Here is a 14,267-nt window from a genome sequence, read left to right on the forward strand (position 1 = left end):
AATTTCAAAATTTAATCATGCAAGATTACAATATAAAGAAATAAAATCTGGAAAAATGATTTAATTCACATCTGACAACAGTCATATTTTAATTGATATGACTTTCTTATACATTAATTAACGCATCATATTACCGCTCCACTTTAACCAGCCCATACTTATTACCGGGTAACGACAAATCGGCATTCATAAATTGGCTTACCTGACCAGTAATGATCACATGTATCTGCCTGTTTCAGATACCAATGCAAGGTAGCGCGGTGACGCGTTATATCAAAAAGCCTGTTGACGATCAGCAGCGGCAACGCCTGAATAATATCGGCGGCCAGCCACAGTGGAGCACGTGCTGATCTGAGGCTTTTAGCCCTTCAATGCCCTGTAAAGTAAACTAATTTATCCCTCTTTCAACGGAAGAACGGGTAGCGTATAGCATGTTGGCGACCTCGGTGACGGTCATTCCTCACTGCAGCATCAGTACGGCAGCCGTCTGGCATGATTTTTATCACGCGTTGCTGGGCTGCTTTACGCATTAGTTGTCGCTCTTCACCGGGGATAGCAGCTATGATCGGCATCGCTTAGTTCAGTTGGTGATGTATGATTTTTGGCGATTGATCAGATCGCTCAACCCAAATCCGCAGTTCCATTTAAGTGATCGACTAATTTGAGAAGCTATTTATTTGAGAAGCCATTTAGCCTAATAGTTTCTTTTCAAAACAAATCGCTTCTTCCCGCCCCTTGTAAATACCATAATTATCAATAACATGATAACCATTTGCCAAATAAAACCGCACCGCAGCCTCATTTACCTTCCGAGTCTCAAGGCAGACAGAAAGGTAACCATAATCAAATGCAGCCGTTTCCAGAGCCTGAAGGACCATTCGACCAAATCCCTTATTTTTTTCTAATGAAAACATTCTTTTAATTTCACACACATGCGCCATTAATGGCCGAAACCCACCACAAGCTACAGCCTTACCCTTATTCAAAACCAACAAAAATAAAGCGCCCTCCTGAGAAAAATTGGACAACGCTGCGCGTTTTGAACCATCACTACCGCTGATATTCGAAAGAGAATCATTTAAAAGTTGTATTAACTCCATAACCTGCTTATCGTCAGCCGGTTGGTTGATTATTTTAATTTCAATACTCATTAACACCTCTTTATTAAATTAGTCGCTAAGATAATAGTAGGTTATACAGCATTAAAATTTTTGACCGATAGCGGGAATATAAATAATTTGTCTTTCTGAGGATTTAATAACAAAGCGTAATAAACTTTATGGATAGCCGCCATTTTTTCTGCCTGGTGCGGGTCACAGATATACAGTGTCGGTACGGCCCGTCACCATACCAGCCCCGCCGCAGGCAACCAGCGACGGATTATACCGGCATGGAACTGGCATCCTGTTATCTCATTGATTTTTATTGTCAGCAGCTCAGTGCTCCAGCGGGAGCGCTGGTGTCAACAACACCGCTTAATGACCGCTTTGCGGTCTTATATCAGTGTTGCTGACACTGGTAACCGAAATCACAGGGTAAGTGTTTCACAAGTTGTACCAGCAACGCACAATTCAGACTGAGTTACCTCCAAGTGATCTACTATTTGGCGCAGCTATTTAGTTGTCAGAGCCACTATGTAAGCTGTAGACCTAGCATGCCATTGCATGCTATGATATTATTATTAATAGCCATAAAAAGTGCTTGATATATGCCTTGGGACAGAAATGTGAGTCGTAATGAACAACTTATGCTCCAAGTGTTAGAGTCTGCTGTGCAGCCTCTAAATCTGAGAGAGATAGTTAATGCAATAAATGCTATCAATAATACTAGTCTGGCTGGAAAAACTCCGGAAAAATCGCTTTACTCGATAATTTATAGGCGTGAAAAAAGAAGAAAAGAAAATGGTCAAACACCAATATTCATAGTAAATAAACGTGGTGGAACACAGTATTACTCAGTAAATAAAGAGGCCATTTAAAATGAGTGTTCCTCATATAATTCCTTACCAAGGAAGTAAAAGAAAAATAGCAAATGAAATATTAAGTAATATTGAATTTAAGGTTGAAGGAAGACTTTTTGAACCTTTTTCTGGTTCGGCTGCAATCACCTTATCTGCTGCGAGTCAGGAAATAGCAAGGGGTTATGTTATAGGTGATAAATATAAACCACTAATTGACCTGTGGAAGGCTATCATTGATTCTCCCGATAAGGTTGCGGATGAGTACCATAGACTTTGGAATGCCCAACTTTATGATCCAAAAGATTTTTTTTCTAAAACCAGAAATCAGTTCAATATTGATAACGATCCAGTTAAGTTTCTTTATTTAGTCGCACGTTGTGTAAAAAATGCTATTAGATTCAATGTTCAAGGCGAGTTTAATCAATCTCCAGATAATCGGAGACTAGGAACGAAGCCTGATCGTGTGAAAAGGGAAGCTGATAGAGTATCGAGGTTATTATCTGGAAAAGTTGAATTTCGCTCAGGTGACTTCATGGAAATACTCAAAGATGTAACTCCTGAAGATGTTGTTTATATGGATCCACCTTGGCAAGGAACAAGCAATAAAAAAGATCCTAGGTATGCATATTTATTAGATTTGGAGCGTTTAATCGAAGGGCTTAGTGACCTTAATCAGCGCGGTATTCCTTATCTACTATCATTTGATGGGACTTGTGGAGATAGGACCTATGGTAATGAACTGCCAGCAGAGTTAGGCCTGACAAAAACAGGCATTCATGCTGGCAGATCGAGTCAGGCCACCCTTCTGGGAAGAGATGATGTGACTATTGAGTCTCTATATCTATCTCCCGCTCTGGTTGAACGGGGTGAATTTACCAGGGGAAACGTTCAGCTTAAAATGTTCGCCTAACCATTATAGCGCTTGTGAATTATAGCTTTTATCAATTCCTGAGGAGAGCAGCCAATGTTAACGCTCTCCTTGTATAGGCTATCAAAATCTTTAACTTCTTTACCTTCCCAGGTCAGATTTATACTTCTCTGGGTGCGCATCGCAACGTGTGTATAATTTTCTGGGGTAGCCCAGTAACAAGTCTTGCAAATATTTAGATCAAAATAATTTTTCAGATTTTCACAATGCTCACAGTCCCAGGATTTGGATCTCTGCATAGATTTTGATAGAAGCATGAAATCTTCAGAGTTGCGCTCTCCTGCAATATCCCCAGAGATATAATATGGAACTCTGTGATCGATTTGTAATTCATAAGCGGGAAGAGGCTGTTTGGATATTGAACAGAATAGGCCATCACGCTCTATAAGTTTACCTTTTAAAGAGTGAGGAAAGTTTATTCTACCGCCGAATTTGTGTTTTTTAATATCTGAAGCGGGACCAAATATATATTCGGCTATTGTTCTATTGTCAGAACTCTTAATGTTTCTAGTTATTAGTGGAACTCCGTTGTCTCTTACATCACCAACGGCGCGAGCTCCATGAACAAAACCAGCATTTCTAATTTGTTCAGAGTTTATTGATCCATATTGAACGATATGATTTATTACAAAAATCGCCCGAGAACTGCAAACTTTCAAGACATCCCTTAAATAATCTTCAAGCTCTTTTTCCACAATCCATAATCTCAGCATCAAAAAATAGCATCATGATAACCATGTTTTGATACTGACATCAATCATAATGCTGGCTTGATTGTTTTTCATTTATTATCAATTCCTTGAGTATGGTTTAGGTTTAATTTTCAACATGTAAAAGTTCACGGTTAACTGCATTAGGATGCTTTTTAACCAGAGAACTCTATTACGCGGTAAGACTAAATTCTGGGGGGACTACACGCACACAGCGCCTGCACGCATTTAATTCAACTCCCTGACCCCATACCCCACGACCACTTTATTCGCAGCAAGACTCTTGGTGACCACCGTTCCGGCCCCCACTTTTACGTTATCACCTAACGTAATATCGCCAAGCAGAATGGCATTGGCGCCAAGCTCCACCTGGTTACCCAATACCGGGCTTTTCGTGACCTGACCATCACGGTTTATCACACTGCCAATGGTCACGCCCTGCCGTAACGTACAGTTGTCCCCAATGATTACGTCATAATTCACCACAATGCAGTGAGGGTGATATATTTTCAGCCCAAAACCAATTTGGGTTCTGTGTGGAATTTCCACACAGAACACCCACTCATTAATAACTTTATTCAGAATCACAAAAGGAATGCTGATAATTTTCAGCAGCGCATTTGATGACTGGTAGAGGGTAGCAAGGCGAAACAACAATATTACCAGTTTAGCTTTAACACTGCCCGCTGCTTTAACTTCACGCCATACATGGCCAATATTTTTCAGCATATGAATATCTATTCTTTATTCCGCGCTCAGCGCACCGTTACTGTGGAAACCCGATACCAACCATCAGCCTGTTTGCCTTCGTTGGCAAGATTAATTCGTGATACCCCTTTCGCATCCAGCATCGCCACATCGATATTATACTGCCCGGCTGGCAGCGCTTCCGGCATTGCCAGTTGATAAATGAACAAATGCTGCCCCGGCAGCCAGGCACGGATATTCTCCGTCGTTTTACCCATAATCATCACGTTATTAGCATCATTCGCTACACGATAAGCCAAATCATATTTCAGATAAATGGGTGCTACACCGTCATTAAACCACTGGCTGTTTAATGTCAGGCTCTGCCCTTTCGCCAATTCAGACTCATGGGTTAAAGAAGCCAGGCGGAAACGGTAGCCAAGCTTAGTCAACGCGTTATCCACAATATCCCGATATGCAGCGGGTACGATGCGCGATTTCAAATTAATGGTACTGGCATGTTGTGCCAGCGCCCAGTCAAATGTCGCCTGCACTTGCTCACGCGTATAATGCTGAACGCTCTGCCACTCCGACATATAACCACAGATTTCCAGACTCACCGGCGCACGTTGCCACACAGAACTAAAATTTGGATAAAGGACTCCAGCATTCTGTAGCTGTTGAGGATAATAATCTTGCATGTGACTCCATGTTGCTGAAAAGTTATGCCAGTCTCCCCAGCAATCTGCACGCCATCCCGCGCCTTGTTTCGCTGCACTTGCCAGCGTATCGCCACCGTTAATTAACATAATTTTTGGGCTGTTGGGAAACGCCGTAACATACATGTTGACGTATGTATCCAGTTGGGCTGAGGTATAGCGCTCCAGTAGCGGCTTAATCGAGGGAAAATTGCTGTTGTGCCACTCGCCCCATGAACCTATCAAGCCAATATCGATATAAGCCAGGTTTAAATTACCGTCATAACGCTTACCAAAAGCGTTAAGCAAACGCTGGCTGTATTTGATAAACACCGGGTCGGTCCAATCCGGTACAAACGTTTTTTTATCCGGCGTCCACTCCCCTTTGATGCCTTTTTGGATCAACCAATCAGGAATTTTTGAGCCACTGGCAGGCTCATCCAGAGCCATAAAACGCAGCCCTACCGCCATCGCAGGCTGATGCTGGCGAGCCAGATCGAAAACGGCATCCACAAGCTGAAAGTTATATTGCCCTTCTGCCGGCTCCAGTTCGCTCCAGTAAAAGCGATCATATTCAATACCGGTATCAGGATAATCAGCCAGCGATAATGTGATGCCATTACCTTTATTAAAGCTGGCAACGCCATTGCCCGGATTGGTTAACGGACCATTTAGCCCTCTGGGAGTGACGGTCGTCATAGATTCGCCAGCCATCCCCAACGCCGAAAATAACAAACCTCCTAACGCAATAACTTTAAAGTTCATTTATGACTCCTTATTTCCACATCAGCAGAAACCGGAGGTCAGTGATCCTTCAGGCTGAGCCACCAATCCCAAATCCCTAAGTGGAAATGTGGGAAAATGTCAATACCCAAGGCAGACTTAATCATATATAGCGTTAATAACGTCGCAAGCGTGCAGAACAACCCAAGAAACAGGATCAACGCCGTCAGCAGAATGCGAAATAGCGTCGATTCTTTACGTGGACGCTTACGGTGGTCCAGACCGAACAAAAAAACGAAGTAATAGCGCCGGTTCAAAAAAGGAAAACTTTTACGCACATCGATCCAATGCATTGACGATGCCGTGACAGACAACACTGCCTGCTCAACAGCCAGTCGTTGTTCCAATGTCAGTTCTGTGTCGGTTTTGTCATCAAGCGCTTCATAGAAGCGTTCAATGACTAACGGGCGTTTATTAGATTCGTTCACTATTAACCTATTGATGTATTAACTCGATAATTTATTTACTGAGGTGTAAACGGCCATCGTTTGTTGCGCGATTTTTTGCCAATTATACCGTTGTAAATATTCAGAGTAATCAACAGATAACGATTTAGAACGCTGTGCGATTTTTTCAGATAAATCTGCCACGTCTCCTACATTGAAATACGCGTCTGATGCTAATTTCACCTCCAGATTGGCTGGAATATTACTGACCACGGCAGGCAATGAGAACGACATTGCCTCCAGCAACGCAATAGGTAACCCTTCATGATATGAGGGCATTACAAATAGTTTAGCTTGTGAAAAGACAGTTTGTAGTTCGTGCCCCATTAAAAATCCGGTCAGGATCACATTGGGGGTTTCATGGGCTAACTGTTTTAACCGTTCGCTATATGCAGTCGGGTGATCAGCATCGCCAACCAAAACCAGCGGCATCTGGATGCCTGATTGCTTATAGGCGGCGATAAGGTCGTGCAGACCTTTTTCTTCCACGAAACGGCCTACTGCAACCACATAGTTTTGCGGCTGAAGGGAAAAACGCGACAGCGTTTGATTAATCACTTCAGGTGTCAATTGCTGAGATAGGTTCACACCGTTATAAATAAGATGCGCATCATCCCGGCCATATTTTCTTTTGATCATCTCGTTAATGACTTCGGAGATCACAATCACTTCATTGGCATATTTCACTGCAACCTTTTCACCCAGCAACAGCACTTTTTTAGCCAGAAATCCCCATTTCTGACGTTCATAATCCGGTCCATGATGAGTAAAAACCACTTTTTTACCCAATAAACGTAACAGCGGCACCACCAGGCCGGGGCCAATAGCGTGAACATGCACCACAGTGGACTTATCAAAACAGGTCGCAAATGCAGCGAGAACAGAATGGACGATTGCCTCTAATGACCGTTTTTTCGGCGCTAATAACGCACGGGTCATCACTCCGCGATACTGTGATTCTTTATAATTGACATAGGGTGAGCGTGCCAGAACACAAATATCTACATCAAAGTGCTGTTTTATAGTTGGGTATAAATTTTGGCAATGTGTTTCCACACCGCCAGACACGTTTGGAATACCACGTGTACCCAAGACGGTAATCTTAGTTGTCATATTATTTTTCGCTTATTATTTCCTGATAAAGCGCTAATAAAGATGCTGTGTGTGTATGCAATGAATATTTTTCGCTAAGACGCTGACGCGCGTTCAATCCCATTTCTCTGGCTTTTTGTGGATTCACCGCCAGGTCATCAAGCACATCGGCCAGCGCCTGGACATTACCCGGCTCGAATAAAATGCCATCGATATTATCGCGGATTTGTTCGGGAATACCGCCAATACGACCACCCACCACCGGTTTGGCGAACGCCATAGACTCCAGTACCGACATTGAGCAGTTCTCATAATATTCGGAAGGAACCACCACCGCACGAGCCTTTCTAATCAGCGTATTAAGCTCTTCGCCCTGTTGTTTATAACCCAGGAATTCCGCATTCGGAAATTGTGCGACCAGATCGTCATACAGCGGTCCGCTACCCGCTATTTTTAACGGGATTTTATTCCGCATTTGCTGATGTGCGCGGGCCAGAGTAGCAACGCCTTTTTCCCGACTCAGGCGGCCAATAAACAGAAAATAACCTTCGTCTTCAATGTCCTCTAACGGCTGGCTGTCATCAATCCCGTTCACAATGACATCGATACGAGAATGCGGCAGTTTACGAATGAGTTGGCTGCGTAAAAATTCGCTGGGTGAAATAATCACATCCAGCGCCTGATAATTTTGGGCAATATTCTGCCAGGCCGCCTCTAGCGAAAGCAGCAGGCTTTTTGATGCAGAACCCTGCTGACAACGGTATTTAACCGCGTTAAAGACCGAACCGGTTAAACAAGCATCGCAAACCTTGCCATCACGCAGCATGGTGTATGAAGGGCAGATAATTTTGTAGTCATGAGCCGTTAACACGGTTTTACAACCAAACTTCCGTGCGACATTAATCAACGACGGCGTAAGCTGGTGGTAGATATTATGGAAATGGACAATATCCGGTTTTTCTTTGCGCAATAGCGCCAACAACTTTTTGCAGGCTTGCGCATTATGAATAAAGTTAACCGCGGTTTTTACCGCCGCTACCACGCCACTGTGCTGGTGGTAATCCACATTATTGACAAAATAGGGCGCGTAATCTGACGGGAAATTATTTTCATGTTGCATGGAGAAAGCGATAACCTCAACACCGGCTGCTTTCAGCATTTCACTTTCCTGAAAATAAACCGTTTCTGCGCCACCCTTGATATAGAAAAATTTATTGACTAATAAAACTTTCATCATCCCAGCCTATTCATGAATAACCTTGCTGTCTGGCGGAGTCATAGGGTCGCGCATTGTTCTGCTTAACCCCTTTACCAACCCAGCCGAAAATACCGTCAGGTTCATCACACTTTGCAATCCATTCAATAGTGAGCGGTTCTTAACCGTTTTTAATGCCACAAAAATTAGTAACGGCAATAACGTTATGCCAATCACACTGGCGCTAAACGTCAATAATCCCAGCAGCAGCGCCAACAGATACACCGCAAAAATCGCCTCGTTTTTAACAATTTTTAATGCCTCGCGGAAATGGGGGGTGCCCCATGCGCTGCGCAACAACTCGCCCGGCGCCCAAAGAAAACCCGTTGTCCAACGATATTGCAGCATTTTAAATGTTGGCATGGTGTACGAGGTGTGACGAAAATAAGGCACACTCAAGCGATGTAATTTATATCCGGCAGCGTGCAGACGAATGCCTAATTCAGCCTCTTCATAACCATGCAGGCTGCGGTGGGTGAGATAGCCTATTTTTTCAATGGCCGAACGGCGGTATAACCCCCCGCCCCCAAGATGGCTACAATCGCCCAGCGGATATATTTTATGAATGCGTTGCTTGCGCGATTTAAATTCATAATTTGCTGCATCATCCATTTCTACCGTTCCAGCCACGCCGGCGTACTCTGGATGTGCCGCCAAAAATGCAATCCCCTGCTCAATAAAACCGTCTTCCAGCATCATATCGCCATCCATTAGCAGGAGATAATCCCCCTGGCTGTACAGATAGCCAAGCTGGTGCCCCACGCCACAACAGCGTTCAGACGGTTCCGTCAGCGACACCACGGTTACGCCTTTGGCGCTGGCAAGCTGCTGAGTGTTGTCGGTTGACAAGCTATCGGCAACAATAATTTTATGAGGGTAATCGGCAATATGGCGACGAATACTATCGATAGTTTTCTCGATACATTCCGCCTCATTGAACGTTTTAATACTCACTGAAATAAAAGATTTATCACTCATACAGTCTTTCCCGTATAGCGGTGGACAGAATGGCGTATCACCAGACTTGAGCCTAGTGATAAATAAAATAGGAATTGCAACATGGGAATAATCATCAGAATCTGACTATAAGGCAGACTCAACAGACAGCCAATTGCAAACACATTAAATGCCGGAGAAAAACTCAGCAATTGCAAATCTTGCCGGTCTAACTCATTACGCTCCAGCACTGGCTTTGGATGTGCAATAATTAATATATAAACAGTTAATCCAATAAAAAATAGTGTTCCTACCACACCCACTTCCCATAGCAACACACTTAATGAAGTCGAATCAATAATCAGGTTATAGATAATATTTAAAAACCCCGGAGAAACGGCACTACCACTATTGGTTGCATTTAATCCATAACCGAATAAAGTACCGGAAGGTCCCCACATATCGTGATTCTTCAACCAGAAAAATAGGGTAGTAAAACGCCCCAGCTCACCTGATTCCATAATATAATTGGTATCGAAAATATAACTTAACGAATCCAGAAATACGCTAGCGGCGCTTTTTGTCGGATCGCTGCCAAACGCCGAGGAGTAACCAGAAGCCAAAATCGTAATCGCCACGGTAATCAGTAACGCCATGCCGATCAAAATCAGTAAAATCGCTTTCAGGTTGACATTACTCAATCCCTTAATATAACCCGGCATCATCCAAACACAGGCCAGTAATAACGGTGAAATCAGGATAACGAACTTCACTTCTCCCAGGATACAGAGGCTAAATCCCAAAATGATATGTAATGCCGTGGATTTAAAGGACGTCAAACCATGTTTAAACTCCGACACTTTTAGCAGCATAATCAGCAGACAGAACAACCCCATCGCTGCAGTATTCCCGCCGCCCATGGGATCGCCGCCAAAAGTACCGACCACGGAATCCCATTTTTCATCTTCGCCACGCAAGGCTACCCGCTTTGGTAAAACGAATAACACCTGATAAAACACGACAGGAAATTGCGCGTAGAACACCCAATACAAGCTACAGGTCACGCGATAAATTTGTGATTCCCGGCAAAATCCCAGCAACAGGCAAAACATAATCAGCGATAACGCAATCTCGTTTTTAAAACCGACAATGGTGACGGTTATTCCCCCCTGCAATAGCGTAGACACCAACGCCATCGCCATAAAAGAGAGATAAAGCGTGATAACCATCAGTTCCTGGGTATCTAAATGCAATCCATCGTAACGGGTTTGCATGATGAGCAGCGCTGACATGATCAGAACCATAAAAAAGGGTAACCACAGCACCGCCAGCAAACCGGTGAAATATTGCGTCAGCCCACAAAACACCAACGTAATAAAGACATATGCCTGCAGATAATGTCCGGTATTTAAATTCATGATTCAGTCATCATGCTTTTCAGCGCATTAGCACGCTTATTCACTTTTATATAAATGAACGCGTAGCGCACCAGCGTCAATACCGAAAAAAGAATCATTGATGTAGCATAATGATGATAAAAATAAGGCACCATCACAAAAGCGATTAATACAATACTTAATTGCTCCAGCTGAATACGCAGAAAATAGCGATGAGATCCAAATATTAATTCAATCACCGTCAACGGACATACTGCCAGCGCCGGGAATAAGTAAGGTAACATATAGCGAGACGTAGGAATGGAATTGATCCACTCCTCGCTGAAAAAAAGATTCATCACCAACGGATAACACACAAACACACCTAATGTGCAGATGACGCCCGCTACCAGTAATACCCGACGAACCTTTTTGAATTCATCATAGTTAAATCGCTTATTTCTAAAATCGGCGGACCATGACGAAAAAATAGAGTTACGCACCGCATTGCCGATGATCACAACCGGCGACAGACAAAAACGGCTTACCACCGAAAAATAACCCGCGGTCAACGAAGAGAACCAAAAATTAATCAGCATAATCGGCAAATTATTATTTACCATCGCCAGCACTTCCGCACTGCCAACGCGGGTAAGGTGGTGAAAATGCTGAGTAAAGAATGCCGTATTACGCTGCGGACTAAAATGCCTAAACGTAATGGTGTGAATATTAAATGAATACAAGATGCAGCCGCTAATCAGCGCCATCATGGTGCAAGCCCAGGCCCAATAAAAGGCGGAGCTATGTGAGGTGAACACAACCGACAATACCACCACCGTCGAAACAGACAGGCGCTGAAAAGCCAGAAAACGATAGTTGCCCGCGCGCAGCGATAAATTCTCGGCTATCAATACCAGCGCATAGGAAAGCGTGAGCAGGTAGAGAAAGAATACGTTTTGCTGGAACAACCATGCGGTCAGTACGGCGTAAGGCACCGCAGTAATCAGACTTTGCAGCGTACTGAACACCACGTTTTGCGCCAACTCACTGTCTTGCTGTTTTGGGATCAGCAGTTGCGATGCAAAGGTACAGACCTGTGCCCCCACCAGCACGATGCTGTAGTTCAGCGCGTAAATCCCCACCTCGGCCATATCATATTTATGAGAAATCAGCCAGATAGACAACGCGCCAATCAGTTGTGAAAGCACCGAGGAACTCGCAATGGTAGAAACACTTTTCAGTAAACTCATATTTTCACTAAACTCATAGATGACCTGTGCGGTTGATGAGCGCATTCATGTGATGGCTCAGGGAACGTATTCCCTCTTTGGTTTCAAGGTCGTTATCAGCCACCTGATTTATTACCGCGCCAATCAGCACCGCGTGGTGATGTTTCACTTTCTCAATGGCACTCAACACATCGCCAGCACGCCACGCACCGGCTTTCAATACAAAAATCAGCCCATCGGTCACCCGATTAATCAGTTGAATATCCTGAGTTTGATTCACAGCAGCCACGTCAATAATTATTCGCTGATAACGTGTTCTCAGTTCCGCCATCAACGTTGCGACCTGTTCGGATGACAGCATCAGCAAAGAAGACATCTGTGCATTACCACGCGGCAGGAAGCTTAAATTTTCACTGACCGTCACCAGAGCGGCATCCATAATGGATTGGTCTTGCAGTATTTCTGCCATGCCAATCGCAGAAGGTTGCGCCAAATCTTGCGTCAACCCGGCGTTGTTAAAGAAATCCAGATCGATAAGCAGCGTTTTTTGGTCCGCACTGAAGGATGTCGCCAGCAAATGCGCCAGCAGTGATCGCCCTTCACCGGCTTCCGTCGAACTGATGGCAATGGTTTGGCAGGATGGATGCGACAACAAAATATGGGTTCTGATGCTGTGGACAATATCCACATCCAGCGGTGACTCGGTTATCAAGCGCACCACCTGTGTTCGTCTCAACCCATTGGTAAAACGGCGAATTTCACCCACTGGCTCCACATTAAGGCGTTTTTTCATCTGGCTGATGCTGTTGATTGAATTATCCAGCGCGGCTCTCACGATGAAATAAACCACCGAGAAAATCAGGGTCAGCATGACAGCCATCACCAGCAGCATCGCTTTATTCGGTTTCGACGGCTTGTCAGTCGGCACCGCAGGGTCATACAACACCGCATCCGGTTCTAAGTAGTTGCCGGCAAGCGTCTGCTCTTTGGTGCGTTGATAGAGCGCCTTATAGAGTTCTTTCGTTTTCTCCAACGCCGTCGTCAGGTTGTTGTATTCATCACGTTTAGACGCCAGCGTCTGGAAGGCCGCTTTTTGTTGATCCAACAGTTGCTGATAGTATTTTTCATCCCTCAGCGCCGCTTGATACTGCTTACTCAGCCCCGTTTCCAGTTCGAGTAACACGGTGCGGGTCTGTTCCTCAATCGCCTGAACCTGGGCTTCCGCTTCCAAAATCTTGGTATGTTTCAGCCCATAGCGTTTGCGTAAATCATATAAAGAACGTCGGGCCTGCGTCAGAGCAATGCGCAAATCCTGAATCTGAGCATGATTAGAAATATCGGGCAGCGAAATGATGTTTTCCAGCGATTTTCCTGCATTCAAACGTACGCTGTTATAGTTCGTTTCTGCGGTGATGCGACGCTGGGTAGCATCCGCCAGCTTCGTGGTGACGATACCCAACTGTTCCGTTTCAAAACCATCCACACCACGGAACGTGAGCAATCCTTCTCTCTTTAGAAACTGATCGATAGCGGCCTGCTGCGCTACAACTTGCTGCCACACCTCTTCCATCTGTTTTTGGTTCAATTCTCTGGCTTTTAACGTCTTAAGGTGCTTTTGTCTCGCCGTATAATTAATGAATGCTTGCGCAACCCCGTTAGCGATTTCAGCCGAAAGCGCCGGCGATGCCGATTCATATGAGATAGTGGCGAGATGCGTGGTGCGAACACCGTTAATCGTCAGGTTTGGCACCATCGCTTTCAGCGCACGATCAACCTGTTGTTGCTCATCAGCCTGGTTATCCGCATTTTTGTCAGAATCACCGTTAATCGCTGAATTTTGGTACAATTTGATGTCCCGTACCGCTTGTTCAAGCACAATACGCGACTGCATCAACGCATACTGCGTTTCGTAATAGCCACTGCGGGTGGAATCGTAGCCATCGACCTGCGGCAAGGGTGAAACATTATCTTGTTGCGCTTTAATCAGCACCGTGGCCGTCGAAACATATTTAGGCGTGATCATGTTAATCAGCGGGTATGCCACTGCCGCAGCAACCAAGCCAGACAGGGCTATCTTCCAGCCGTTTTTTTTGAGTTCTTGGGCAAACCGGGAAAAGTCGATGGTGCTTTCCAGCTTTTTGCCGTTTTCCACAATAGATAGACTCAT

At 44.5% G+C, this 14,267-nt stretch carries 13 protein-coding genes and 2 pseudogenes; 2 read left to right on the top strand and 13 right to left on the bottom strand.

The window, feature by feature from the left end; translation table 11 throughout:
* Positions 1-224 precede the first annotated feature (224 nt).
* The 3 genes and pseudogenes from Dpoa2040_RS18335 to Dpoa2040_RS04175 form a co-directional block, all read right to left on the bottom strand.
* Positions 225-572, bottom strand: a pseudogene (locus Dpoa2040_RS18335) (IS630 family transposase); the annotation flags it as partial.
* Between the two features lie 117 nt (positions 573-689).
* Entirely contained in the window at positions 690-1,151 is a 462-nt protein-coding gene (locus tag Dpoa2040_RS04170; protein ID WP_168640403.1) for a GNAT family N-acetyltransferase, read from the bottom strand.
* A 125-nt stretch (positions 1,152-1,276) separates the two neighbouring features.
* A pseudogene (locus tag Dpoa2040_RS04175) lies at positions 1,277-1,462 on the bottom strand (IS630 family transposase); the annotation flags it as partial.
* Between the two features lie 264 nt (positions 1,463-1,726).
* On the opposite strand from Dpoa2040_RS04175, the gene Dpoa2040_RS04180 reads away from it, so the two are divergent.
* Positions 1,727-1,978 carry an HTH domain-containing protein gene (locus Dpoa2040_RS04180; protein WP_168640404.1) on the top strand — a complete coding sequence of 84 codons (252 nt, stop codon included), beginning with the start codon at positions 1,727-1,729 and terminating at the stop codon, positions 1,976-1,978.
* Position 1,979: 1 nt separating this feature from the next.
* A complete protein-coding gene (locus Dpoa2040_RS04185) occupies positions 1,980-2,870 on the top strand; it encodes a DNA adenine methylase (protein WP_050569381.1) in 891 nt (296 codons plus the stop codon).
* Here the strand turns inward: Dpoa2040_RS04185 and Dpoa2040_RS04190 are convergent.
* From Dpoa2040_RS04190 to Dpoa2040_RS04235, 10 genes are all read right to left on the bottom strand, one after another.
* Complete coding sequence (locus tag Dpoa2040_RS04190) at positions 2,867-3,583, bottom strand: hypothetical protein (protein WP_042873749.1); 717 nt, start codon at positions 3,581-3,583, stop codon at positions 2,867-2,869. The genes Dpoa2040_RS04185 and Dpoa2040_RS04190 overlap by 4 nt on opposite strands.
* A 243-nt stretch (positions 3,584-3,826) precedes the next feature.
* Positions 3,827-4,327, bottom strand: coding sequence for a serine acetyltransferase (locus tag Dpoa2040_RS04195; protein WP_042868356.1), 501 nt, complete (start codon positions 4,325-4,327; stop codon positions 3,827-3,829).
* Between the two features lie 26 nt (positions 4,328-4,353).
* The gene (locus tag Dpoa2040_RS04200; protein WP_168640405.1) at positions 4,354-5,748 is read right to left on the bottom strand and encodes a DUF4832 domain-containing protein; all 1,395 of its coding nucleotides are present in this window, start codon (positions 5,746-5,748) and stop codon (positions 4,354-4,356) included.
* A gap of 38 nt (positions 5,749-5,786) precedes the next feature.
* Positions 5,787-6,194 carry a hypothetical protein gene (locus Dpoa2040_RS04205; protein WP_168640406.1) on the bottom strand — a complete coding sequence of 136 codons (408 nt, stop codon included), beginning with the start codon at positions 6,192-6,194 and terminating at the stop codon, positions 5,787-5,789.
* A gap of 18 nt (positions 6,195-6,212) precedes the next feature.
* The gene (locus tag Dpoa2040_RS04210) at positions 6,213-7,325 is read right to left on the bottom strand and encodes a glycosyltransferase family 4 protein (RefSeq protein ID WP_168640407.1); all 1,113 of its coding nucleotides are present in this window, start codon (positions 7,323-7,325) and stop codon (positions 6,213-6,215) included.
* A 1-nt stretch (position 7,326) separates the two neighbouring features.
* Positions 7,327-8,538, bottom strand: coding sequence for a glycosyltransferase family 4 protein (locus Dpoa2040_RS04215; protein ID WP_168640471.1), 1,212 nt, complete (start codon positions 8,536-8,538; stop codon positions 7,327-7,329).
* A 9-nt stretch (positions 8,539-8,547) separates the two neighbouring features.
* Positions 8,548-9,537 (bottom strand): glycosyltransferase family A protein, encoded by a 990-nt coding sequence (locus tag Dpoa2040_RS04220; protein WP_168640408.1) that lies wholly within the window; start codon positions 9,535-9,537, stop codon positions 8,548-8,550.
* Entirely contained in the window at positions 9,534-10,913 is a 1,380-nt protein-coding gene (locus Dpoa2040_RS04225; protein ID WP_168640409.1) for a capsular biosynthesis protein, read from the bottom strand. Before Dpoa2040_RS04225 ends, Dpoa2040_RS04220 begins: the two co-directional genes overlap by 4 nt.
* Positions 10,910-12,121: a lipopolysaccharide biosynthesis protein gene (locus tag Dpoa2040_RS04230; protein WP_168640410.1), complete on the bottom strand. Its 1,212-nt coding sequence runs from the start codon at positions 12,119-12,121 to the stop codon at positions 10,910-10,912. Before Dpoa2040_RS04230 ends, Dpoa2040_RS04225 begins: the two co-directional genes overlap by 4 nt.
* Before the next feature lie 13 nt (positions 12,122-12,134).
* On the bottom strand, positions 12,135-14,267 hold the full coding sequence (locus tag Dpoa2040_RS04235) for a polysaccharide biosynthesis tyrosine autokinase (protein WP_168640411.1): 2,133 nt from the start codon (positions 14,265-14,267) through the stop codon (positions 12,135-12,137).

Origin of the sequence: Dickeya sp. CFBP 2040 (assembly GCF_012273755.1) — a bacterium.
Taxonomy (GTDB): domain Bacteria; phylum Pseudomonadota; class Gammaproteobacteria; order Enterobacterales; family Enterobacteriaceae; genus Dickeya; species Dickeya poaceiphila.